This window comes from Faecalibacterium sp. HTF-F (assembly GCF_023347535.1).
Classification (GTDB): domain Bacteria; phylum Bacillota; class Clostridia; order Oscillospirales; family Ruminococcaceae; genus Faecalibacterium; species Faecalibacterium wellingii.
On record NZ_CP094473.1, the window covers coordinates 59,538 to 83,787 of the forward strand.

At 56.6% G+C, this 24,250-nt stretch carries 22 protein-coding genes and 1 pseudogene; 18 read left to right on the top strand and 5 right to left on the bottom strand.

All coding sequences use genetic code 11. The features are described from left to right. Nucleotides 1-6 precede the first annotated feature (6 nt). Together MTP37_RS00275 and MTP37_RS00280 are read left to right on the top strand one after the other, a co-directional pair. Entirely contained in the window at nt 7-2,724 is a 2,718-nt protein-coding gene (locus MTP37_RS00275) for a PRD domain-containing protein (RefSeq protein ID WP_249237685.1), read from the top strand. A 25-nt stretch (nt 2,725-2,749) separates the two neighbouring features. Then, nucleotides 2,750-3,922, top strand: coding sequence for an NAD(P)-dependent malic enzyme (locus MTP37_RS00280; protein WP_249237686.1), 1,173 nt, complete (start codon nt 2,750-2,752; stop codon nt 3,920-3,922). 69 nt (nt 3,923-3,991) lie between these two features. Here the strand turns inward: MTP37_RS00280 and MTP37_RS00285 are convergent, their stop codons facing one another. Together MTP37_RS00285 and MTP37_RS00290 are read right to left on the bottom strand one after the other, a co-directional pair. After that, nucleotides 3,992-4,213, bottom strand: coding sequence for a DUF6061 family protein (locus tag MTP37_RS00285; protein WP_249237687.1), 222 nt, complete (start codon nt 4,211-4,213; stop codon nt 3,992-3,994). Beyond that, complete coding sequence (locus MTP37_RS00290) at nt 4,214-4,627, bottom strand: hypothetical protein (protein ID WP_249237688.1); 414 nt, start codon at nt 4,625-4,627, stop codon at nt 4,214-4,216. It lies immediately after the preceding gene. 119 nt (nt 4,628-4,746) lie between these two features. Between MTP37_RS00290 and MTP37_RS00295 the strand changes: the two genes are divergently transcribed. Further along, complete coding sequence (locus MTP37_RS00295; protein ID WP_249237689.1) at nt 4,747-5,829, top strand: LacI family DNA-binding transcriptional regulator; 1,083 nt, start codon at nt 4,747-4,749, stop codon at nt 5,827-5,829. Between the two features lie 106 nt (nt 5,830-5,935). Here MTP37_RS00295 and MTP37_RS00300 read toward each other — a convergent pair whose 3' ends face one another. Then, nucleotides 5,936-7,060, bottom strand: coding sequence for an enolase C-terminal domain-like protein (locus MTP37_RS00300; protein WP_249237690.1), 1,125 nt, complete (start codon nt 7,058-7,060; stop codon nt 5,936-5,938). 403 nt (nt 7,061-7,463) lie between these two features. On the opposite strand from MTP37_RS00300, the gene dctP reads away from it, so the two are divergent. The 15 genes and pseudogenes from dctP to MTP37_RS00375 all read left to right on the top strand — a co-directional run bounded on the left by dctP (nt 7,464) and on the right by MTP37_RS00375 (nt 21,872). Further along, nucleotides 7,464-8,585: a TRAP transporter substrate-binding protein DctP gene (dctP, locus tag MTP37_RS00305; protein ID WP_249237691.1), complete on the top strand. Its 1,122-nt coding sequence runs from the start codon at nt 7,464-7,466 to the stop codon at nt 8,583-8,585. 103 nt (nt 8,586-8,688) lie between these two features. Beyond that, nucleotides 8,689-9,177, top strand: a complete 489-nt coding sequence (locus tag MTP37_RS00310; protein ID WP_249237692.1) for a TRAP transporter small permease — start codon at nt 8,689-8,691, stop codon at nt 9,175-9,177. Further along, nucleotides 9,178-10,479: a TRAP transporter large permease gene (locus MTP37_RS00315; RefSeq protein ID WP_249237693.1), complete on the top strand. Its 1,302-nt coding sequence runs from the start codon at nt 9,178-9,180 to the stop codon at nt 10,477-10,479. 6 nt (nt 10,480-10,485) lie between these two features. Next, entirely contained in the window at nt 10,486-11,235 is a 750-nt protein-coding gene (locus MTP37_RS00320; protein WP_249237694.1) for an alpha/beta hydrolase, read from the top strand. A gap of 6 nt (nt 11,236-11,241) precedes the next feature. Continuing rightward, nucleotides 11,242-11,955 carry an RraA family protein gene (locus MTP37_RS00325; protein WP_005938401.1) on the top strand — a complete coding sequence of 238 codons (714 nt, stop codon included), beginning with the start codon at nt 11,242-11,244 and terminating at the stop codon, nt 11,953-11,955. 3 nt (nt 11,956-11,958) lie between these two features. Then, a complete protein-coding gene (locus MTP37_RS00330) occupies nt 11,959-12,294 on the top strand; it encodes a UxaA family hydrolase (RefSeq protein ID WP_249237695.1) in 336 nt (111 codons plus the stop codon). A 14-nt stretch (nt 12,295-12,308) separates the two neighbouring features. After that, nucleotides 12,309-13,535, top strand: coding sequence for a UxaA family hydrolase (locus MTP37_RS00335; protein ID WP_249237696.1), 1,227 nt, complete (start codon nt 12,309-12,311; stop codon nt 13,533-13,535). Between the two features lie 15 nt (nt 13,536-13,550). Next, nucleotides 13,551-14,351 (top strand): SDR family NAD(P)-dependent oxidoreductase, encoded by an 801-nt coding sequence (locus MTP37_RS00340; RefSeq protein WP_005938393.1) that lies wholly within the window; start codon nt 13,551-13,553, stop codon nt 14,349-14,351. Nucleotides 14,352-14,410: 59 nt separating this feature from the next. Continuing rightward, on the top strand, nt 14,411-15,823 hold the full coding sequence (gene uxaC, locus MTP37_RS00345; protein WP_249237697.1) for a glucuronate isomerase: 1,413 nt from the start codon (nt 14,411-14,413) through the stop codon (nt 15,821-15,823). 11 nt (nt 15,824-15,834) lie between these two features. Next, nucleotides 15,835-16,587, top strand: a complete 753-nt coding sequence (locus tag MTP37_RS00350; RefSeq protein ID WP_249237698.1) for an SDR family NAD(P)-dependent oxidoreductase — start codon at nt 15,835-15,837, stop codon at nt 16,585-16,587. A gap of 128 nt (nt 16,588-16,715) precedes the next feature. Beyond that, nucleotides 16,716-16,832: pseudogene (locus MTP37_RS13175) on the top strand (DUF6061 family protein); the annotation flags it as partial. Between the two features lie 165 nt (nt 16,833-16,997). Then, nucleotides 16,998-18,335 carry a TrkH family potassium uptake protein gene (locus tag MTP37_RS00360; protein ID WP_249237699.1) on the top strand — a complete coding sequence of 446 codons (1,338 nt, stop codon included), beginning with the start codon at nt 16,998-17,000 and terminating at the stop codon, nt 18,333-18,335. An 11-nt stretch (nt 18,336-18,346) separates the two neighbouring features. Further along, nucleotides 18,347-18,994, top strand: a complete 648-nt coding sequence (locus MTP37_RS00365) for a potassium channel family protein (protein WP_249237700.1) — start codon at nt 18,347-18,349, stop codon at nt 18,992-18,994. Nucleotides 18,995-19,273: 279 nt separating this feature from the next. Continuing rightward, nucleotides 19,274-21,157: a DUF4118 domain-containing protein gene (locus MTP37_RS00370; protein WP_396344535.1), complete on the top strand. Its 1,884-nt coding sequence runs from the start codon at nt 19,274-19,276 to the stop codon at nt 21,155-21,157. Further along, a complete protein-coding gene (locus tag MTP37_RS00375; RefSeq protein WP_249237702.1) occupies nt 21,150-21,872 on the top strand; it encodes a response regulator in 723 nt (240 codons plus the stop codon). Before MTP37_RS00370 ends, MTP37_RS00375 begins: the two co-directional genes overlap by 8 nt. A 132-nt stretch (nt 21,873-22,004) precedes the next feature. On the opposite strand, the gene pyrB is transcribed toward MTP37_RS00375, so the two are convergent. Continuing rightward, entirely contained in the window at nt 22,005-22,958 is a 954-nt protein-coding gene (pyrB, locus tag MTP37_RS00380) for an aspartate carbamoyltransferase (RefSeq protein WP_249237703.1), read from the bottom strand. Further along, entirely contained in the window at nt 22,949-24,250 is a 1,302-nt protein-coding gene (locus MTP37_RS00385; RefSeq protein WP_249237704.1) for an adenylosuccinate synthase, read from the bottom strand. The genes pyrB and MTP37_RS00385 overlap by 10 nt, the downstream gene beginning before the upstream one ends.

Here is a 24,250-nt window from a genome sequence, read left to right on the forward strand (position 1 = left end):
GTGACAATGGCAAATCTGCAGAAGCTGAATCCGACCCAGCAGGAGCTGTACAACTATCTGGAACAGCAGACCGGACAGGTGAACTTTGAGGTGCTGCAGCCGTTTACCACGCAGGAAATGGGTGCGGTGCTGCACATCAGCCGCAACACGGTGAGCCAGTACCTGAACGAGTTTTTCAAAGAGGGCTGGATGGTCAAGATCAATACCCGGCCGGTCTATTATTTCCTGCGGGAGACGCTGAGCCGGAAATTCAACGTTCAGACGCTGGATGCTGAATATGAGGATCTGCAGTTTCTGCAGCAGGATCTGAACCATGGCCGCCGTGCGGACAGCTGCTTTGCGGGAGTCATCGGCTATCACCTCAGCCTGAAATCCGCCGTGGAAAAATGCCGTGTGGCGGTGGAGTATCCGCCCACCGGCCTGCCGCTGGTGCTGGCGGGCGAAAAAGGCACCGGCAAGCGTCTGCTGGCCGGCAAGACCTGGGAGTATGCAAAGGAAAAGCAGGTCGTGCCGGCAGAGAGCCGTTTTTCCGAGCTGGACTGCGCCATGTGGGGCGCAGCAGAGCCGGGCGGCACCGGCTTTGCCGCTTCGTTCAAACGCAGGCTGGAGGCTGGCACCGGCAGCGATTTTTTGTACCTGCACGGCTTTGACCAGCTGGAGAGCAGTGTGCAGGCCGAGGCGGTGCGCTTTTTAACGGCAGTGCTGCCGGAGCTGGGCGCGAAGTATCCGCGCCTGATCTTCGGTGTGCAGACGGTGCCGCCCTCGCTCAAGAACAGTGTGCCGGTGCAGGCAGAGCTTCTGCCGCTGCGCAGCCGGTCGCTGCTGGAGAAAAAACGGCTCATCTATCGTTTTCTGATGCAGGAGGAGCAGCGCATCGGCCGCAGGGTGCAGGTGACGGGTCAGGCATACCAGATGCTGATGCAGTATCCGTATGAGCGGAACGTGGGTCAGCTGGAGCAGGTCATCCGTACCAGCTGCACCAATGCATACTCCCGCAGCCGGGACGGCAGCATCTGCATCGGGCTGCCGGTGCTGCCGGATGCCGTGTTTGAGAGCTGCCTGCTGCTGCCGGAGGCCGGTGCGCAGAACCATCCGCTGACACTGGACGACCTGCGGGAGGACTGCGGCTTTGAAAAGGAGCATCGTCTGCTGGAGGAGATCCGGGAGCAGGGGCGGCTGTATTTACAGGGCAGTCTGGAATGTGCCGGATTCTGCACCCGCATGGTGCACCAGCTGGAAGAGTACAACAACTATATCCTGTTCCAGAACAAGATCGCGGATGAGCGCATCAAGGGCATCGAACAGGGAATGCTGCGCATCTCGGAGCGCATCCATGAGCTGTACGGTGTCGGCTTCCCCAACAGCTTTATCCTGATGCTGGCGCGGTGGGTGTATTTCGGCAATGTGTTCGATGATGCCTTGCCGGAGGACAGCGCCGAGGTGCAGCAGCTGGTGACAGATCTGACCGAGGCTGTCCGGCGGGATGCGCCCTACAGTTTTGCGGTGGCAAGTGATCTGCTGCTGATGGTGCAGAACACCACCGATGTGCATTTCTCGTCCATCGGCATCCTGATGATCAGCGCCTTTGTGGAGGTGCTGCACCGCCCCGGCAACAAGCTGCCGGTGCAGGCGTTCATCATCTGCCACGGTTACGCCACGGCCAGCAGCATTGCAGACGTGTGCAACAAGATGCTGCATAAGTATCTGTTCAACGCCATCGATATGCCCTATGATGTGCCGGTCAGCGAGATCGTCAGTCAGGTCAAAAAGATCCTTTATTTCAACGAGAACCGTGATGTGCTGATTCTGGTAGACCTCGGCTCACTGGAAAACATCACCGAGCTTCTGGACGACCTGCCGAATGTCAACCTCGGGATCATCAACAATGTTTCCACAGCGATGGCACTTTCGGTGGGCAGCCATATTCTGGACGGGATGCCGCTGGCAGAGGTTCTGGAAAATGCCAAAAATGCTTCGCAGATCCGCTATAAGATCCTGGAAAAAGCCCGCAAAGAGGATGTGATCCTGTTTGTGAGCGAGAGCGGCAGCAACGTCGCTGCAAAGGTGAGCGAGCTGTTCATGCACAGCCTGAACCACCTGAACACCAAGGTGAATGCGCGCTTTTTGTGCTACGATGTGCAGACCTATGAGCAGCTGCGCCAGAGCGGCCACTGGAATACCTGCAACGTGCTGTTTGCGGCGTCCACCATGGAGCTTGGCCCGGCGGATTTCCCGGTGGTGGCTGTGGAGGACATCATCACCCAGCGCGGACTGGATAAGATCAAAAGCGGCCTCAGCGGTTATCTGACCGAGGAAGAGTTCGAGCACTTCAAGCAGAATCTGGTCAACCAGTTCTCGCTGGAGAATGTGGTGGAATCGCTCACCATCCTGAACGCTTCACGGGTGCTTTCTTTGGTGGCAGATATGCTGGAGGAGATGCAGCGGGCGCTTGGCTCCCACTTCCAGCCCAAGACCGTGGTGGGTCTGAACCTGCACATCAGCTGCCTGATCGAGCGGCTGGTGAAAAAAGAGGAGATCAAGAGCTACCGTGAACTGGAACGCTTCTGTGAAGAGCACCGGGACTTTGTGGCACTGGCGCGGCGCTGCTTTGCCAACATTGCGGAGCAGTACCGCATCAACCTGCCGGACAGTGAGATCGGCTATATTTACGATTATATTTCCCACGATTACAGCGATGAAAGTCCTTGGAAAAATGAGTTTTGAACCAATGGGAGGAAATTCAATTCAAATGGATTACAATAAAGCAGCTCTGGAAATGCACGAGACCCACAAAGGCAAGGTGGGCATCGTGAGCAAGGTGGAGGTCGCCACCCGCGACGACCTGTCCACCGCCTACACTCCCGGCGTGGCCGAGCCCTGCCGCAAGATCAAGGAAAACCCCGAGGACGTGTATAAGTACACCTTCAAGGGCAACATGGTGGCGGTCGTTTCCAACGGCACGGCTGTGCTGGGCCTGGGCGATATCGGCCCGGAGGCCGGTCTGCCGGTCATGGAGGGCAAGGCGGTGCTGTTCAAGGAGTTCGGCGGCGTGGACGCCTTCCCCATCTGCATCGATGCCCACGACGCTGCCAGCGTCATTGCTGCCTGCAAGGCCATTGCGCCCACCTTTGGCGGCATCAATCTGGAGGACATCAAGAGCCCCGAATGCTTTGAAATTGAGGAAACTTTGGAGCGGGAGCTGGATATCCCCGTTTTCCACGATGACCAGCACGGCACCGCGATCGTGGTCACTGCTGCCCTCATCAACGCTCTGCGTGTGGTGGGCAAGAAGATGGAGGATGTGCACATCGTCCTGAACGGCCCCGGCGCTGCCGGTACCGCCATCATCAAGATGCTCATGACCGCCGGTGCGAAGGATATCATTGCAGTGGATCAGTTCGGCACCCTGTACAAGGGCTGCAACAGCGCCGAGGCCCACAAGAACTGGCTGGGTGAGATGACCAACCCCCGTCAGGTCAAGGGCGGCCTGAAGGAGGCGCTGGAGGGCGCCGACGTGTTCATCGGCGTGTCCAAGCCCGGCATCCTGACCACCGAGCTGTGCAAGACCATGAACAAGGACGCCATCGTCTTTGCCATGGCCAACCCCACCCCGGAGATCATGCCGGACGAGGCCAAGGCCGGCGGCGTGCGGGTGATGGCCACCGGCCGCAGCGACTTCCCCAATCAGGTCAACAACGTGCTGTGCTTCCCCGGCCTGTTCAAGGGCGCGCTCAGCGTCCGCGCCCGGGATATCAACAATGAGATGAAGCTGGCCGCTGCCTACGCCATTGCAGACCTCATCACCGATGCAGACCGCAGCGAGGAGAACATCATCCCCGGCGCGTTCGACCCCCGCGTGGCCGAGGCTGTGGCAAATGCCGTGGCAAAGGCTGCCCGCGAGACTGGTGTGGCAAGAGCTTGATCGAAAATAAAACAACCACCTATTGCACGATTTTGTGTAGTAGGTGGTTGTTTTTTCATATCTATAATGTTAATCTTCCAGTCTGCCATGGTCGCAGCCGAGAGAAAGACAACGCTCCATCTCCCCTCTCAGCACCATCTGTGCGTACTCCAAGGGCTTATTATACAGCAGCCAGTCCAGCTCTGCCCGCTGTGCCGTGGTGTTGCCGTACTCGTCCTCGACGGCAATGCAGTCGATGGCAAGAATGGTGCCATCCTCGAACAGGGCGGAGGCGCATAGCACCGCAAGCAATCAGCCCAGTGCAACAACGACGACCGCAGCCTGCGGCTGAAACAGGGAGGAGTTGTTGGGGCCGCGTTCTGATTTTTCAAAGCCCTGCCAAGGGGCTGCGGAAAAATCAGCTAACGCAACCCGTTTCTGTTGCTTAGCCCGCGGGTTCCAACGCGTAGGAATGTCTACCGTGGAAGCTGTAAATCGAAAGATTTCATGGCCTTTTGTTTTGTAAGCCATGGGTGCACGGTTTCTGCACGGTTTTTGCACGGTCGGTGTTTTCCATGTCCGATGATGTAGGGCGCTGTATTGCATTGCAATCAGTGCCCTTTTTTGCATCAGGTGAGCAGTGCCAGGCGCAGCTTTGCCTTCATTTCCGGGTCGGCATCCTTTGCGCTGCTCGTCCTCGGCCAGTGCGCTGATCCGCTTGACCATGGGGTGCTGCAGAAACTTCTGCTTATTTACAGTATACCTCGTGCGTGCTATACTAAAATCAGTACCCTTTTCACGCATCGTTTTTGCGAAACAGCTGTTTTTTAAGAGAGAGTGACCTTATGAACAAAAAGATTACGATCCGTGATGTGGCACAGGCAGCGGGCGTTTCCATCAGCACGGTCCATCAGGCACTGAACGACAAGCCTGGCGTCAGTGAGGTCACCAGGGAGCATATCCGGAGGATCGCGGATGATCTGGGCTACCGGCCCAATAAAATGGCTTCCGGCCTGAAACGCCGCACCCAGCGTGTGGCTGTGCTTCTGCCGGATGAGGTGGGTCGAAACCGCTTTTATTATCCGCCTTTGTGGCAGGGTGTGCGGGACTACTTGAAAAACTCTGAAGATCTGAACGTGGAGTGTACCGAGTTCAGTTTCCCCAATGAGATCGACCCTTCCCACTCCCGCGGAGTGGAAGAGGTGCGCGCTCTGCTGGCCGAGGACAAACTGGACGGCCTGCTGACAGTGGGTCACATGGAAGCTATGACAATGCAGGAGTGGCAGCATGCCCGGGATGCCGGTGTGGCAGTGGTGCAGGTGGGGTTTAGAAACCCGAAGATCGCACCGCTGTGCAGCGTGCAGCCTGACTATGAGGTCATTGGACGGACGATGGCGGAGCTGATCTTCAGCCATATCCCCTCTTTCGGCAGTGTGGTGCTCTGTGCCGGAAATCCCAAATGGGAGCAGCATGCCCGCATCGTGCAGGGGTTTGAGGATTATATGCAGGAGAACGGTGCGCAGAACCGCATTTATCTGGACAATTCCTGCTGCATCGGCTCAGAGGCACAGAGGAACATCCTGAATCTGCTGGAAAAACCGGATGTTGCGGCCTGCTGCAGTGTGCTGTCGCAGGGGAGCGTGATGCTCGTGCAGGGGCTGCAGCAGTGCGGCAAAGCGGGTAAAGTGTTCGCGGTGGGCAGCGACGTATTCGAAGAAAATCTGGACGCTCTGCGGAACAGAATACTGGACAATATCGTGCAGAAAAACCCTTACGCTCAAGGGTATCTTGGCATCAAAGCACTGGTGGAATATCTCGTGCAGGGCAAGGCTCCGGAACAGCGCACCATTTACGTGGGCTCTGAAGTGGTGTTCCGCAGCAACGCTGTGATGTATGACCGGGACAATTTCCGGGGGCTGCTGCTCTGAAAACAAAAAACATGAAAAAGGCGGACTGGTTTCCAATCAGTCCGCCTTTTTCATGTAAATGGAGAAGTAAAAAGAGCAAGCAGTAAACGTCAAAAAGTCAGTGGGATCAGCCCTTGTACTCGAGCTTGCGGTAGCTACGGCAGTTCTTCTCGATCAGATCCCAATCCAGTTCGGCACCCACGCCCGGACCCTGCGGCACATGGATGATGCCATGTTCGTCAATGGGCAGTTTGCCCTTCATGGGCAGGGTGTAGTTTTCTTCAGGTACGAAGTACTCGAAGTACTCACAGTTCTTGATGGCGCAGCTGACATGCAGGTTGACAAGATCCATGTAGTTCATGGTGGTGGTGTGGATCTCGCAGTTCAGGCCGAATGCTTCTGCCAGATGTGCGATTTTCAGCGTGCCGGTGATGCCGTCCTTCCAACTGACATCCGCGCGGACGATATCGGCAGCGTGCTGAGCAATGACCTGCGCCACACCCCAGTGGCAGCCGCGGGTGGTCTCGGTGGCAGCGATAGGGATATCCAGTGTGCGGCACAGCTCAGTGTATTTATACAGCTCAAAGTCGCGGAAGGGCTCTTCGAACCACTTATAATTCAGCCTTTCCAGCTGACGCCCCACGGTGACGGCTTCGTTGATGGTATAGTCGCCCACGGGGTCGGTCATCAGCAGGTAGTCGGGGCCGACAGCGTCGCGGATGGCCTGATGCACTTCCATATCAAAGCTGACCGGCCCGCCCGGATGGGCTTTGTAGCCGGGAATGCCTTTGCTCTGGTAGTAGAGAGCCTCGTCCACATACTCCTTAACAGTGCCGTGGAAGTTGCCGCTGGCATAGACCGGCAGGCTGTCGCGGCAAGCGCCGATGTACTTATAAAGAGGAAGCCCGGCTTCCTTGGCACAGATATCCCACAAGGCTACATCCACGGGGCCGGGCAGGAACACGGGAAAGAATGCCTCATGACGGTCGATGGTCCACAGTTCCTGGAAGATGGCCTCACGGTCATGGGGGTCACGTCCCAGAACAACAGGGCCGATGCTCTCCTGTAAGTAAGCTTCGCTCACAGCGCCGCTGCGGGCTGCCATGCAGGTGGCAACGCCCTCAATGCCGGTGTCGGTGGTCAGTTTGATGGCGATGACATCCCAGCCCATTTTGGCACCGCCCTGACGCTTTTCGTCAAACAGGCAGCGGCCGCGCTCGACCCACCATGTCTCGAACTTGGTAATGATCATAAAAATGCTCCTCTCGTTGATCGTGTTAAAGGAATTGGCTGCTTGATAACCGGAATTTTGCTTCGCGGCAAAGAATCTTTAACGGAAACACGTCAATAAAATATAACCGAAACGTTTTGCTTGATTATAATGCAAAAGCACATAAAAGTAAAGAGATTACAGAATTTTGGTTGGAAAATCGTCACACTGCAAAAACGATTTGGTCAAAAACTATGCTATACGACAAAAATATATCCGAAACAGACGAAAAAATTGAAAAATATTGACCTCGCGCACAAGACGTGCTAAAATGTTGCCAAAGAAAGCTACAAAAACGTTTTTGTAGCAAGGAGCAGGCGGGACACGAAGACGCTGCCCCGAACACGTATCCGACACACGATGCCAAGAAAAAAGGAGATTTCTTATGAAAAAAGCAATTTCTCGTCGTGACTTCCTGAAGGTTGTTGGCGTTTCTGCCGCAGCGCTGGGCATGACCGCATGCGGCGGTTCTTCCGCTTCCACCTCTACTTCCACCGCAGCTTCCACTGCAGCTTCCTCCACTGCCTCTTCTGCAGCAGCAGGTGCAGGCGAGGGCGGCTCCGGCAATGACTACAAGCTGACATGGAACGAGGTCAACGGCGAGGACTACGGCGCAACCGTTGGCGCACACACCTTTGCTGAGAAGATCGAAGAGCTGTCCGGCGGTCACATCACCATTGACCTGTACATCAACGGCACGCTGGGTTCCGAGGCTGAGTCCATGCAGGGCATCCAGATGGGTACTCTGGATATCTTCCGCGGCAACGCTTCTTCTCTGCCCAACTACGGCGCTGAACTGATCGGCACCACCGGCCTGCCGTATGTCTTTAAGGATATGGCACAGTTTGAGGATGTGGCTGAGAGCAGTCTGGGCGACGAGCTGCTGCAGAGCGTGGAAGATGCCAACTGCGGTTATGTTGCTCTGGGCTGGCTGGTCGAAGGTCCTCGCAGCATGTTCATCACCCCGAAGGTTTACGAGCGTCTGGGCAAGCCCACCGACTTCACGCTGGACAAGATGAAGGGCCTGAAGGTCCGCGTGCCCGAGACTGACCTGATGATCAACACCATGGATGCTCTGGGCGCTTCCGCCACCGCAATCGCTTACTCTGAGCTGTACACCTCTCTGCAGTCCGGCGTCGTCGATGCTGCTGAGAACGGCGTTACCTCTTACATGAGCAACAGCTTCAACGAAGTTGCCCCCTACTTCATCACCGATGCACACACCTTTGGCTGCGGCGTCATCCTGATGAACGCTGACAAGTGGAACGGCTTCAACGATGCCGAGAAGGGCTGGATCAAGGAAGCCGCTCTGGCCGCACGTTCCGCCTGCTACGAGTACAACCAGAAGCAGGAGCAGGCCTGCTTCGATTCCTTCGCCGACAAGGGCATCACCAAGCTGGAGGTTTCCGATATCGAAAAGTGGCAGGAGGCCTGCGCACCTCTGTACGAGAAGGAGAGCGCAGAGGCTCAGGACATCATCGCTAAGATCCAGGGCGGCAACTACTGATAAGCTCCACAGTACTTTTATAGCACAATAAAGGACGAACGTTCCCCACGGCTGGCAACGGTTGTGGGGAATTTTAGAAAAACGAACAATCAAGGAGTCGATTATGGACAAATTTGAAACTGTTTGGAAAAAGATCGACGCCGTGCTGTTCCAGACTTTGCGCCATATCTGCGCATTGATCCTGGGAGCTCTGGTAGCGGTGGTCTTTTTTATCTTCTTTGGGCGTTATGTGATGCACCATTCTCCAATGTGGGGCGAGCCGTTCTCCCTGCTGTGTCTGGTATGGCTGAGCCTGCTGGGCAGCGTGCTGGTGGTGCGCAAGAACGAGCACCTGGCCGTTACCATGTTTGACGAAAAGCTGGGCGAAAAGGGTGTCTTTCTCACAGATATTCTGGCGTCTGTCTGTGTGTTTGCTTTTTCCATCTTCCTCATCGTGTACGGCATCAAGCTGGCACAGCAGGGTGCAGGCAACAACATGGCCGGCATCAATGTGCCCTATGCCTTTATGTACAGTGCACTGCCTGTGACCGGCGTGCTGAACATCTTTGCGCTGATTGGCCACTGGGTGCTGGGTCGAAAGGAGAAAAAGTAAATGTCTACTGCAACGATCGCAACCATCCTGCTGCTGGGTGTGTTCCTGGTGCTGGTTTTCCTCCGCGTGCCCGTGGTATATGCCATTGGTGTGGCTTCTCTGCTGGATTTCTTCTATCTGGGCATCAACCCCATGCAGATGGCTCTGAAATTTGTCAGCAATCTGAACTCCTATACGCTGCTGGCGGTGCCCTTCTTCATCCTGATGGGTGAATTGATGAGCGCGGGCGGCATCACCGATACCCTGATCGCTTTCTCAAAGGAACTTGTCGGCTGGATGCGCGGCGGTGCTGCCATGGTCAACGTGGTGGCCTCCTTCTTCTTCGGCGGCATCTCCGGCTCTTCTTCTGCCGACTGTGCCTCTCTGGGCCCCATCGAGATCAAGATGATGGAAGAGCAGGGCTATGACCGCGAGTTCTCCACCTGCCTGACCATGGCATCCTCCGTTGAAGGCATTCTGGTTCCCCCCTCTCAGAACATGGTCATCTTCACTCTGGCTGCTGCCGGCGTCACCACCGTTTCCATCGGCCAGCTGTTCGTGGCCGGCTACATGCCCGGCGCTGTGCTGAGCATCGTGCTGATGATCTACTCCTACTACTACTCCAAGAAGATGGACATCCCGGTCACCGGCAAGTTCAACCTGAAGAACTGCATCAAGGCGTTCTTCAAGGCCATCTGGGGCATGCTGGCTGTTATGTTCGTGGTCGTCGGCGTCATCGCCGGTGTCTTTACCACCACCGAGTCCGCAGCCGCCGCTGTTGTGTGGTCTCTGTGCGTCGGCCTGTTCATCTACAAGGGCTTCTCCTTCAAGGATGTCCCCCACATCTTTGCAAACGTCGTGGAGACTCTGGGCAAGGTGCTGATCCTGCTGGGCGTGTCCGGCGCATTCACCTACCTGCTGACCTATCTGCGCATCCCCACCATGATCGCTACCGGTCTGTTCTCCATCACCAGCAACAAGATCGTCATCCTGATCCTGCTCAACATCCTGATGCTGTTCCTGGGCTGCCTGATCGAGATGGCCTGCCTGATCCTGATGCTGACCCCCGTCATCCTGCCCATCTGGATGCAGCTGGGTCTGTCCCCCATCCATCTGGGCATCGTCATGGTGCTGAACCTCGGCATCGGCCTGCTGACCCCTCCCGTCGGCTCCACCCTGTTCATCGGTTCTGCCATTTCCGGCATCAAGATCGAGACCCTGTCCAAGAAGATGGTGCCGTTCTACATCACCATGTTCATTGCGCTGATGATCCTGACCTACTTCCCGCAGAGCTTCATGTGGCTGCCCAACCTGCTGTACTAAGCGCGTATGGAAACAATGAATCTGCCGCTGGGGGCGCGGCTCTGGATTGCAGATGCCCCCAAAGACCCCAAAGGAATGATCTTGATCTGCCCCGGCGGCGGCTACCAGTGGCTTTCGCCGCGTGAGGCCGAGCCGGTGGCCCGCGCCTTTGCCGCCGCCGGCTGGGCGGCTGCGGTGGTGTACTACACCATTCGCGAAAAGCCCGGCCAACCCCCGCTGGGCACCCTGCCGGTGCGCCAGCTGGGCGAAGCACTGCAGACCATGCAGCAGCGTTTCCCGGCACTGTCGGCGCTGGTCTGCGGCTTCTCCGCAGGCGGCCATCTGGCAGCCAGTCTGGGCGTGCACTGGCGTGAGTTGGGCCTGCCCCGCCCCGACGGCATGATCCTGGGCTACCCGGTGATCACCGCCGGAAAGTACGCCCACCGCGGCAGTATCCAAAATCTGGCCGGCTCGGACGATCCGGGCTGGTATTCGCTGGAAACGCAGGTCACGGCAGATACGCCGCCTGCCTTCTTCTGGCATACCGTCACCGACCCGGAAGTGCCGGTGCAGAACAGCCTGCTTCTGGCAGGTGCACTGAGCGCGGCCGGTGTGCGCTACGAAATGCATCTTTACCCCCGCGGGGTGCACGGTCTGAGTCTGGCAACGCCCGAAGTGGACGAGCCGGAAAAGCACCGCGTTGCAGATCCTCACATCGCCGGCTGGTTCGGGCAGTGCCTCGAATGGCTGGATATTCTAAAAACGACAAAGGAGTGATTCCCCATGGCAATGTGGAAAAACGACGATGAAATGTTCGCCCTGATGAAAGAGAAGCTCTATACCCCCGTTGTGGGTGATATTCTGGATCAGATGGGCTATAAGCACCAGTTCCTGCCCGCTTCCATCCGCCCGCTGGCTGCACAGGTGCCTACCGCACCCTACATCCTGCCCGGAGAGGAAGAGGACAAGCGCCTGAAGGTGGCTGGCTACGCCTGCACCGTTCTGGAAAACGATGTGTTTGAGTACCCCGCCGAAAAGCCCTTCGGTTATATGACGGAGGCGCTGGATGACCTGAAGCCCAACGAGATCTACATCGCTACCGGCGCACACAACAGTGCTCTGTGGGGCGAGCTGCTCACCGCCTGCGGCAAGGCCCGCGGTGCAGTTGGCGCCGTTCTGGACGGCTACACCCGCGATACCCCCAAGGTCATCGAGCAGAACTTCCCTGTTTTCTGCTCCGGTACATGGGCACAGGATTCCTCCGTCCGTACCTACGTGTTCAAGTGGCGCTGCCCCATTGAGATCGGTCAGGTGACCATCCACAATGGCGATATCGTCTTTGGCGACATCGACGGCGTGCTCATCATCCCCAAGGATATTGCACCGGAAGTCATCGAGAAAGCCCTCGTCAAGGCAAGCACGGAAAAGACCATGCGCAAAGCCATTGAAGACGGCATGATGGTCACGGATGCATTTGCAAAGTTCGGAGTGCTGTAAGCTATGGACGAAAAGCAGAACGCCTTTCAGATCAATCGGGAAGACAATGTGGCCACGGCCCTGACCCCGCTGGTGCCCGGCCCTGTGGAGCTGCGCGGCGATGCCTGCGCCCCCGAAGTGGAAGCCGCCACCGAGGTGCCGATGGGCCATAAAATTGCCCTGCGGGACATCAGGAACGGTGAGGATATCGTCAAGTACGGCGTAGTCATTGGCCGCGCTACCGCCGATATCCCGGCTGGCAGCTGGGTACACCTGCACGTCATGCGCAGCGTCTACGACCAGCGTTCCAGCCATCTGGACGTCAGGACCGGTGCTCCCAAAGACACGAAGTACGAGTAAAGGAGAGGCTTTTAATGGATTGGAATGAACTGCAAAGCCTCACTTGGCCCGGCTACGCCCGCAAAAACGGCGGAAAGGGCATCCGTAACCGGGTGTTGGTGATCTACACGGTCAAGTGTGCCGAGTTTGTGGCGCAGCAGATCGTAGCCAAAAGCGGCAGTACCAATGTGGAACTGCTGGGCTTTGACGGCTGTACCGATAACCAGTATGCGGTGAACCTGCTCATCAGCTTCATCCGCCACCCCAACGTGGGTGCGGTGCTGGCTGTAGGCCTTGGCTGTGAATACGTGCAGCCGGAATGGCTGTCTAAAATTGCCGAGGAAGAGGGCAAGCCCACAAGCTGGATGTTCATCCAGAACGAGGGCGGCACCCAGCCTGCCGTCCGCAAGGGCGTGGAGTGGGTGCAGAGCGCACTCAAAGAGCTGGAAAACACCCCCCGCGTGGAGATGTCCGTAAAAGATCTGGTCATTGGCGCAGAGTGCGGCGGCAGTGACTACACCAGCGGTCTGGCTGGCAATGTGGTCGTGGGCCGGTTCTACGACTGGCTCACCGATCAGGGCGGCACGGCCATCTTTGAGGAGATCGTCGAGGCCATTGGTCTGGATCATCTGCTGCTCAAGCGCGCTGCTTCTGAGCAGGCCGCAAAAGAGCTGCGCTATACCTATGATAAAGCGCTGGAATACTGCCGCAGCGTGCGGCAGTATTCGGTCAGCCCCGGCAACTTTGCAGGCGGCCTGTCCACCATTGAAGAAAAGAGCATGGGTGCTGTGATCAAGAGCGGCTCCCGCCCCATTCAGGGCGTCATCAAGGTGTCCTGCCCTGCGCCCCATCCGGGTCTGTGGCTGCTGGACTCCACCCCGGACCCTTACTGGATGCAGTTTGGCATCACCAATCCCAACGACAACGAGGGCTTGATGGATCTTGCCAGCTGTGGCGCACACATCGTATTCCTCGTTACAGGACGCGGCAATGTGGTGGGCAGCGCAGTAGCCCCCTGCATCAAGATCACCGGCAACGGTGCGACTTACGCCCGCATGGAGGGCGATATGGACTTCAATGCCAACCCCGTGCTCCGGGGCGAATGCACCCAGAGCGAGCTGGCCCGCCGCCTGACCGAACTGGTGGTAAAAACTGCCGCCGGTCAGCCCACCAAGAGCGAAGCCCAGGGACACCACGAGTTCTTTGTACCGTATAAATATCAGGAAAAGCAGGTCGCTTTCAAGCGTGCCTGCGAAGAGTGAGGAGGACTGTTCCCCATGGCAGCATTTACCGAAGAACAGGTGAAGGATTTCAGCATCAAGAACTGGTACGATCTGTCCGGTCAGGTCGCCGTCGTCACCGGCGGTGCCACCGGTCTTGGCCTTGCCATTACCCGCTGTCTTGTTTCCGCAGGCGCAAAGGTGGCCGTTGTGGCTTCCCGCGCTCCTGAGCTGGTGGCCGATACTCTGGCAGAGTTTGGCGGCAAGGCTGTGTACTATCAGTTCAATATCACCGATACCGACCACGCTCAGGAACTGGCCGATAAGATCACCGCTGAGCAGGGCCCCGTGAGCATCCTTGTGAACAACGCAGGCAACCATTGCAAGAAGTTCATCTGGGATATGACCGTGGACGATTACAAGCGCGTTCTGGATGTGCATCTGGTGGGTGCATTCGCACTGACCAAGGCTTTTGTTCCCCAGATGAAGGAGCAGGGTCATGGCCGCATCATCTTCCAGGCCAGCATGACCAGCTACATCGGCCAGCCCCAGGTGGCAGGCTACTCCACCGCAAAGGCCGGCTATCTGGGCCTGATCCACACCCTGACCGCTGAACTGGCCGAGTACGGCATCACCGTCAACGCCATTGCTCCGGGCTGGATCGACACCCCCATGTTCCACAAAGCTACCGACAACGACCCACCGCGTCTGGCCAAGATCATGGGCCGCATCCCCGCCAAGAGCGTGGGCGACCCTATGGATGTCGGCATGTGTGCAGCGTTCCTGTGCAGTGACGCAGCCCGCTATATCAGCGGCACCTGCATCCCTGTTGACGGCGGCGCTCTGATCGGATTCTGATGAAATGAGCCCACCCATCTCCTGAACAGACGGGTGGGCATTTTTGGAGGATATTTGTTATGAATGATCGTTTCAGCGAAGAGCTGTTCCTCACCAATGAGACCGGCAAGATGCTCTACCACAAGTATGCAGAGCATATGCCGATCATCGATTACCATTGCCATCTGCAGCCCGTGGAGATCGCCGAGAACAAGGAGTTTGAAGATCTGGGCGAGATGTGGCTGCGCGGAGACCACTACAAGTGGCGCTGTATGCGCACCTTTGGTATCGACGAGAAGTACATCACCGGTGACGCCAGCTACTACGAAAAGTACATGAAGTTTGCCGAAATTCTGCCCCAGCTGGTGGGCAATCCCATCTACATCTGGTGTGCACTGGAGCTGAAGCGCTACTTCGACATCGACGAACCCCTGACCGCAGCCAATGCACAGGAAATTTATGACCGCACCAAAAAGCTTATCACTGAAAAGCACATGACCCGCCGCTGGTGCATGGAGCACAGCAATGTGCGTCTGGTCTCCACCACCGAAGACCCCATCGACGACCTGCGCTACCACAAGGCGCTGAACGAGGAAAAGATGTTCACCCGCGTGATCACCGCCTTCCGCCCCGATAAGGCCATGTTCTGCGCCAACGCCGATTTTGCTGCTTATCTGGCAAAGCTTTCTGCTGCTACGGAGCAGCCCATTGACAGCTTTGCCGAGATGCTCACCGCATTGGAAAAGCGTTTGCAGTATTTCCAGCAGATCACCGGCACCACCGTCAGTGACGACGGCATCCCCTACTTCAACTGGGCAGATTACACCCCCGCCGAGGTAGAGGGCATCTTTGCCAAGGCACGCAGCGGCGGCAAGCTGACCCAGCATGAGATCGACCAGTACCAGAGCGCATTCCTGTTCGAGATGGCCCGTATCTACAACCGCAACCACTACGTTATGCAGCTGCACATCGGCACCTATCTGGATGCCAACACCAGCCATGTGAAGAGTGTGGGCCAGTCCACTGGTTTTGATTGCTGCGACGATGCCGCACCGGTCAAGGGCGTTGGCGAGCTGCTGAACAACCTGACCACCATCGGCGAACTGCCCAAAACCATCATCTATCCGCTGGACGGCACCAAGATTGAGACCTGGGCGATCTTAGCCGCAGGCTTCTGCGATAATGGCACCAAGGCAAAAGTTCAGCTGGGCGCACCCTGGTGGTTCAACGATCAGGCCTTTGGTATCCAGCGCCAGTTCGAGGCCTGTGCAAACCTGTACCCGGTCTCACTGTCGGTCGGCATGCTGACCGACAGCCGCAGCTTTATCTCCTATCCCCGTCATGAGCTGTACCGCCGCGTGCTGTGCAGTTATCTGGGCAGTCTGGTGGAGCGCGGAGAGTATTTCTCCGGTGAGGAAGAGCTGAAAAAGACCATCGAGAATGTCTGCTTCAACAATGTGAATGAGTTCTTTGGCTTCAACGTTAAGGTTTGATAGGAGGATTTATGATGGCAGATCTGAAGGGTAAGGCCGGCATCGTCACCGGCGGCAGCAGCGGCATTGGTTTCCAGATCGCAAATGTGCTGGCAGAGGCCGGCGCAACGGTTTATGTGATCAGCCGTACCGGCAGGCCCAAAGAGGGCGTGGGAGAAAGCGCATCGGGCGTTGTCCACCTGAAGGGCGATGTGGGCGATGTAGAAGCCATGAAGGCTATGGTGGCAGAGCTTGCCGCAAAGCACAATGGCTGCCTTGATTTTCTGGTGAACAATGCAGGCGTCAGCTATAAATGCCGTGCCGAAAACTTCCCTATGGAACAGTTTGACAACATCATGAACGTGAACGTCAAGTATTTGTTTGAGATGAGCGTTGTCTGCTACCCCTACCTGAAGAAGAGCGCGGACAAGGGCCGCATCATCAACATCACCAGCATGAGCGCACATCTGGGCTTCAGCGAGGTGGTGCCCTACTGCACCAGCAAGGGCGCTGTTTTGGCTATGACCCGCGCACTGGCTGTGGAGTGGGCCGGGGACAACATCACCGTCAACAGCATCGCACCGGGCTGGTTCCGCAGCAAGATGAACGAGCAGGTGGTGGACGCCGCCCGTGAGCAGAAGATCCTGAACCGGATGCCCCTGCATGCTTACGGCGATACCCGCGATCTGGGCAAGATGGCCGAGTTCCTGGTGGGCGATGGAGCCTCCTACATCACAGGTCAGGATTTTGCCGTGGATGGCGGTGCCCTGGCGTATGGATACTGACCGAACTTGATTTTTGGTGTGCGGTCGCTCGAGTCCCTTCCATCGCACCAAACAATGAAAATCCGAACCTTTTCTCGATAGGAGAAGGGTTCGGATTTTTCGTTTTCTTCGGAAAGCAAAATGCCGCGGCAGAGTTAGACTGCCTTATTTACAATGACCCGCTGGGCTATGCGGACTTGATCCTGAATGGCGACCCGGAGAAATATTTGAAGAATGCGGCCGGAAGCCATGGGTCAGAGATCTGAATGAATGCTGGACATTACCGCTTTTTTTGCGCTGGTGATGCCCGGCATTTTTTAGTGTTGGCTGATCGATTTTAATGGAATCTTTATACTTCTACAATTTTCTTTACGGCTCCTTTATCTGTTCCATGCTAATCTTTATGCACACGGATAGGTAAAGGAGCTTTTATGATTCAATATCCTCGTTACAGGCAGCACCGTTTTTCTTCTTTTCAGGTCATTATTGCAGGTTTTGCGGCAGTTGATCTGGTGGGCGCATTGCTTCTGATGCTCCCGATTGCTGCACAGCAGCGGTGCGTCACACCGTTCCATGAGGCACTGTTTACCTCCACCTCCGCCCTTTGCGTGACCGGACTGGTGGTACAGGATACCGGCAGCTACTGGTCGGCATTCGGGCAGAGCGTGATCCTTCTTCTGATCCAGATCGGAGGATTGGGCGTCATTACGGTGGGCGCTGCCTTTGCGCTGCTTTCCGGGCGAAAGATCTCCCTCAAGCAGCGCAGCACGATGCAGGAAGCTACGGCTGCCCCGCAGATGGGCGGCATCGTGCGGCTGACGGGCTTTATTCTGCGGATCACCGCCCTGTTTGAATTGGTCGGTGCTGCACTGCTGCTGCCGACATTTTGCGCCGATTATGGATTGCGCGGGATCTGGTACGCATTGTTTCATTCCATTTCGGCGTTCTGCAATGCCGGGTTTGACCTGCTGGGAACAGAGGGGGCAAAATTTGTTTCGCTGACACAGTATGCAGGTGACCCATTGCTTACCACAGTGATCGCGGCCCTGATCGTCTTTGGCGGCCTTGGCTTTCTGACATGGGAGGACATTTGTACATATCGCCTTAATTTTCACCGTTACCGGATGCAGAGCAAGGTGATCCTTGTCACAACGGCATTTCTTCTGGTACTGCCGACGCTGTACTTTTATTGCTTCGAGTTCACGGCAGGCTCTGCCCGGCAGCGCATTTTATTGTCGATGTTCCAATCCGTTACACCCCGTACTGCCGGTTTTAACACCGCTGATCTTGCTGCGATGGGCAGCACTTCACAGGCATTGATGGTGGTTCTGATGCTGTTGGGCGGTTCGCCCGGCTCCACGGCAGGCGGCATGAAAACCACAACATTTGCCGTTCTGCTGGCCAATATGTGGGCGACCTTCCGCCGCAGAGAAGATGCCGAATTTTTCGGGCGGCGCATAGATGGTTCCGCGGTCAAGAATGCTGCCACCATCGCAGGGATGTATTTGACGCTGTTCTTCCTCGGAGCCTTTGTCATTGCTGCGGCCGAGCAGCTGCCGATGTCGGTCTGTCTGTATGAGACTGCATCGGCTGTGGCAACGGTGGGTCTGACATTGGGCATCACACCGCAGTTGGGCATCCTTTCGCAGGGGGTGCTGATCGCACTGATGTTTTTGGGACGTGTTGGCGGATTGACGTTGATCTATGCGGCATTTGGCAGCAGCCCTGCCCACTCTCGTCTGCCGCAGGAGAAAATCGCAATCGGATAAAGGAGGCAACTATGAAATCGATTCTTTTGATTGGGCTTGGCCGTTTTGGCCGCCATATTGCGCAGGAACTGAATGAGCTGGGTCATCAGGTCATGGCGATCGACAGCAACGAAGACCGTGTGAACGCCGTGCTTTCCTATGTGACGAATGCACAGATCGGTGACAGCACCAGCGAATACTTTCTGCGCTCCCTCGGTGTCGGCAATTTTGATGTGTGTATCGTAACCATCGGCGGTAATTTTCAAAACTCGCTGGAAACCACTTCACTGCTCAAGGAGCTGGGCGCAAAGCTTGTAGTCTCGCGTGCAGAACGGGATGTACAAGCCAAGTTTCTGCTGCGCAACGGTGCGGATGAAGTGGTCTACCCGGAAAAGCAGCTGGCAAAGTGGGCAGCGATCCGATACAGCTCCGAACACATTCTGGATTACATCGAGCTGCAGGACGACCACGCCATCATGGAAGTGACCATTCCGCCGGAATGGATGGATCGCACGATCGGTGAGATCAATATCCGAAAAAAGTATAACATCAACATTCTTGCACTGAAAAAAGACGGAAAGCTCGATATGAGCATCACGCCGGATACGCAGCTGTGCCGGGATGAAAGTATGCTGGTTTTGGGAAAATACGCATCGATCCAGAAGTGTTTCCGGCTCTGAAAAGATAGGACGGATCATATGGATGTCGTTTTGTTATTGATGGTTCTTGGAGTCATGTTGAGTGGTTTCCGGGCAGCAGATGCGCTGGATCACATGCGGAAGGAGATCCTTCAACAGGAAGGAAAAAGACGCGGCTGGTGGTCGTGACCATCAAATTGTGCTATACTGTGGGCAAGGCAGGTGATCTTTATGAATCAGAATGACCCACCCACTGAACATATTCTGGCGTGTCTGTCATCCTCTCCCTCCAATGCAAAGATCGTGCGGACGGCAGCAACGATGGCAAAGGCGTTTGGCGGGACCTTTACAGCTCTGTATGTCCGGACTCCGGATTCGGATCAGATGGGAAAAGAAGATCGTCGGCGCTTGCAGCAGCACATTCGTATGGCAGAACAGGCAGGTGCCGACATTTCTACGATCTACGGGGATGACATTCCACAGCAGATCGCAGAGTTTGCCCGGATCTCCGGCATTACAAAAATCGTACTGGGGCGCTCCAGCGTACATCGCCGCCATTTCTGGAGTGGGCCGTCCCTGACCGAAAAATTGACGCTGACTGCACCCAATCTGGATATTTATATCATCCCGGATGCTTCTGCAGAGAACGGCTACGATTCAGGACGGAAGCTGTTCACCCGTCCGCTTCTGCCGTCTGTCCGTGATCTGCTGATCACCGCCGGCATCCTGAGCGGCATCACGCTCATCGGCTTCTTTTTCCTGCAGCTGGACTTTGCGCGTTATAACATTATTATGCTCTATATGCTGGGGGTGCTGTTCACCGCATGGTTTACCAGCGGCTACACCTGTGGTGTGCTGGGCTCTGTTGCCAGTGTTGCGCTGTACAATTTTTTTCTGACGGAACCGCGCCTGACATTCCATGCGTATGATCCCGGTTATCAGGTCACATTTGCCCTGATGCTGACCTCTGCGATCATTACCTGTGCGTTGACGACACGGTTGAAAGACCATGCAAAAATGTCTGCGCAGGCAGCGTTCCGTACAAAAATACTGTTTGATACGAATCAGCTTTTACAGAGAGCAAAAAGCGAGGAAGAGATCCTCTCTCAGACAGCTTCCCAGCTGATGAAGCTGCTGAACCGGAGCCTGATCGTCTACCCGGAACAAAACGGAGGTCTTGGGGCAGAACAGATTTTTTCGGTTGACGGAGAAACGGCGCAAAACATCTTTTCTGCACCGGAAGAACGGGATGCGGCAAACTGGACGTTTGCCAACAAAAAGCGTTCCGGTGCAGGCACGGATAGCTACCCGGATGCAAAGGGGCTTTATCTTGCACTTCGGACCGGAGGCGGCGTGTTTGGAGTGATCGGGATCGATCTGTCCGAAAAACCGCTGGATGCCTTTGAAAACAGCGTGCTGCTCTCCATTCTGGGCGAAGGCGCGCTGGCTATCGAAAACCGCAGAAACGCACTGGAAAAAGAGCAGGCAACCGTGCAGGCAAAAAATGAAGAGCTGCGGGCAAACCTGCTGCGCACGATCTCCCATGACCTGCGCACCCCGCTGACCTCCATTTCCGGCAATGCCAGCAATCTGCTTTCCAACGGAGAAACGCTGGATACAGAGACCCGGAACAAGATCTGCACCGATATTTTTGACGATGCACAATGGCTGATCGGTCTGGTGGAAAATCTGCTTTCCATCACCCGCATTGAAGATGGACGGATGAATCTGCAGATCTCACCGCAGCTGATGGACGAAATGATCGAAGAAGCACTGCATCATGTCAACCGGAAAAGCTGCGAACACACCATCACAACACAGTATGGGGACGAGATCCTCCTGGTCAATGTGGATGCACGGCTGATCATGCAGGTCGTTGTCAATCTGGTGGATAACGCCATCAAATACACCCCCGTGGGCTCGGTCATTCAGATCTCGGCTTACCGGAAAGACCATCAGGTCGTAGTGGAAGTGGCAGATAACGGTCCCGGCATTCCGGATCACGCAAAAGCACAGGTGTTCGAGATGTTTTATACCGGGCAGAGCCGCATCGCAGACAGCCACCGCAGCCTTGGACTGGGCTTGCCCCTCTGCCGTGCGATCCTGACGGCTCACGGCGGAACATTGACCCTGCGTGACAACATTCCCAATGGCAGTGTCTTTTCCTTCGCATTGCCGCAAAGCGAGGTGAACATTCATGAATAAGCCGTCCATTCTGGTCGTAGAGGATGATGTTCCTGTACGGTGTCTGATCACAACGACCCTGAAGACCCACGGCTATAAATATCTGACTGCTTCCAATGGGGAAACGGCGATCATGATGGCCACCAGCCACAATCCGGACATCATGCTGCTGGATCTTGGGCTGCCCGATATAGACGGCATTGAGGTCATCCGCAGCGTCCGCACATGGTCGAACCTGCCCATCATCGTCCTGAGTGCCCGGAGTGAGGATTCTGATAAGATCGAAGCACTGGACAACGGCGCAGACGATTATCTGACAAAGCCGTTTTCCGTGGACGAGCTGCTGGCAAGACTGCGTGTAACACAGCGCCGATTGAATCTGCTGGCTTCTGACGGCATCAACAGTCCGGTTTTTGTCAATGGCCCTTTGAAGATCGATTTCTCGGCAGGCTGCGTCTGGTTGAGCGAGAATGAATTGCATCTGACCCCCATCGAGTACAAACTGCTGTGTGTGCTGGCGCATAATGTGGGCAAGGTGTTGACGCACACCTCCCTCACGCAGAAAGTATGGGGCAGTACGCAGGAAAATGACATTGCCTCCTTGCGTGTTTATATGGCATCCCTGCGCAAAAAACTGGAACGATGCCCGGATGCGCCGCATCTGATCCAGACCCATGTTGGCGTAGGATACCGGATGCTGCGCGTGGAAAATGATGCAGCCATCCCCGAAGAATAACCTGCATAAAAGGTTCCGGTGCCCACACCCGTGCCGAGTGGATGGACCGGTATCTGGATCAAACGCAAAATGCCCGCCCACTGTGGTTTTTCCACGGTGGGCGGGCATGATGGTTTTTCGGGAGGCAAAGGCTCAGCGCTGCAGGACTTTTTTCCCGGTCAGCGGATCGGGGATGCCCAGCAGGGCCAGAATGATCGCCATGCGGATGTAAACGCCGTTGTGCACCTGATCGAAGTAGGCGGCGCGGGGGTCGTTGTCCACATCCAGCTTGATCTCGTCGATGCGGGGCAGCGGATGGAGCACCGGCATATCCTGCGGTGCCTTCTGCAGCAGCGCTTCGTCCAGCTGGTAGCAGCCTTTCAGGCGCAGGTATTCTTCCTCGTTGAAAAAGCGCTCCTGCTGGATACGAGTCATGTACAGCACATCCAGATGCGGCAGCTCGGCTTCAAGGTCAGCCGTTTCCTTATAGATCTGATGGGTCGGCTCCAGCGATTCATTCTTCACATACTGCGGCAGGCGCAGATCTTCCGGCGAGATGAACACGAACCGGTTGCCCTCAAACTGGCTCAGCGCAGCGGTCAGGGAGTGGACCGTGCGCCCGAATTTGAGGTCGCCGCAGAAACCGATGGTCAGATGGTCCAGCCGCCCCTTGCGCTGGCGAATGGTCATCAGGTCGATCATGGTCTGGCTGGGGTGGGCGTGTCCGCCATCCCCTGCATTGATGACGGGAACGCGTGCATACATGGACGCCCGCAGCGGCGCACCCTCTTTGGGGTGGCGCATGGCAATGATGTCGGCATAGTTGCTCACGACGCGGGCGGTGTCGGCAACGGTCTCGCCCTTGCTGGCACTGGACAGCTGGGCCCCTGCAAAGCCCAGCGTCTTGCCGCCCAGCCGCAGCATGGCCGACTCAAACGAAAGGCGGGTGCGGGTGGAAGGCTCATAGAACAGGGTGGCCAGAATGCGCCCATCGCACAGGTGGGCATAGGGTGCCGGGTCGGCCTCCATCCGGTCGGCAAGATCCAGAAGGGCCAGCTGCTCTTCCAGAGAAAAGCTGTTGGGCTCAATGAAGTGTCTCACAGCCATTCTCCTTTCAGCACGAACTTCTCGCGCTCGGCACCGGTGGAAACGAACTGGATCTCATGACCCAGCTGCTTTTCCAGAAATTCCACGTAAGCCTTGGCCTCTTTGGGCAGCTCATCCCAGCTCTTGCAGCCGGAGATGTCCTTCTGCCAGCCGGGCAGCGTGGTGACGACGGGCTCTACACGGTCAAGGTCGGACAGCGGGTCGAAGCTGGGGACTTGCACGCCATCCAATGTGTAACCGGTGATCACCGGGATCTCTTTCATGCTGCTGAGCACATCCAGCTTGGTGAGGGCGATCTTGTCTGCGCCCTGACAGGCCAGACCGTAGCGGCTGGCCACGCAGTCAAAGGGGCCTACCCGGCGGGGACGGCCGGTGGCGGCACCGTATTCGCCGCCTGCCTTGCGCAGCTGCTCGTTCCAGCCTTCGCTCATGGCATTCTCGGCGGCAAAGGGGCCTGCACCCACACAGGTGGAGTAGGCCTTCAGCACACCTACCACGTGATCCAGCTTGCAATTGGGGATGCCTGCACCCAGCGGCGCATAGGCAGCCAGTGTGTTGGAGCTGGAAGTGAAGGGGAAGATGCCGTAATCGATATCCCGCATGGCACCCAGCTGCGCTTCCAGCACGATGCGCTTGCCGCTGTCGTGGGCCTGCTGCAGGAATGCGCCTGCATCACAGATATAGGGAGAGAACTGTCCCGCCTGCATCCGGCACCATTCCAGCAGGGCGTCATAGCTCATGGGCTCCTGATGGTAACAGCCTGCCAGCTCCAGATTCTTGGATTCCAAAATCATGTGCAGACGGTCCTGCACCCGCTTTTCGTTCAGGTGCAGCAGATCCCCCAGACGCAGGGTCTTTTTGCGGTACTTGTCGCTGTAGGCGTAGGCGATGCCGCGCCGGGTGGAGCCGAAAGCGGTGCCCTTTCGGGCAAGGCGGTCTTCTTCCAGCCCGTCCTGTACCTTGTGCCACGGCATGGAAATGGTGGCCTTATCCGAGAGCTTGAGGTTTTCGGGGCCGACCCGGATGCCGCGCTGCTCGATGGCGTCCATCTCCCCGGCCAGATGATCCAGATCGATCACCATGCCTGCGCCCAGCACACAAGTCACGTCCGGGTGCAGGATGCCGGAGGGCAGCAGGTTCAGGATGAACTTGCCCTGCTCCGTGACGACTGTGTGGCCGGCGTTGTTGCCGCCCTGATAGCGGGCCACTACATCGGCGTTTTCGGCTAACAGGTCGATGACACGGCCCTTGCCTTCATCGCCCCAATTGATACCAGTAACTGCGGTAAGCAT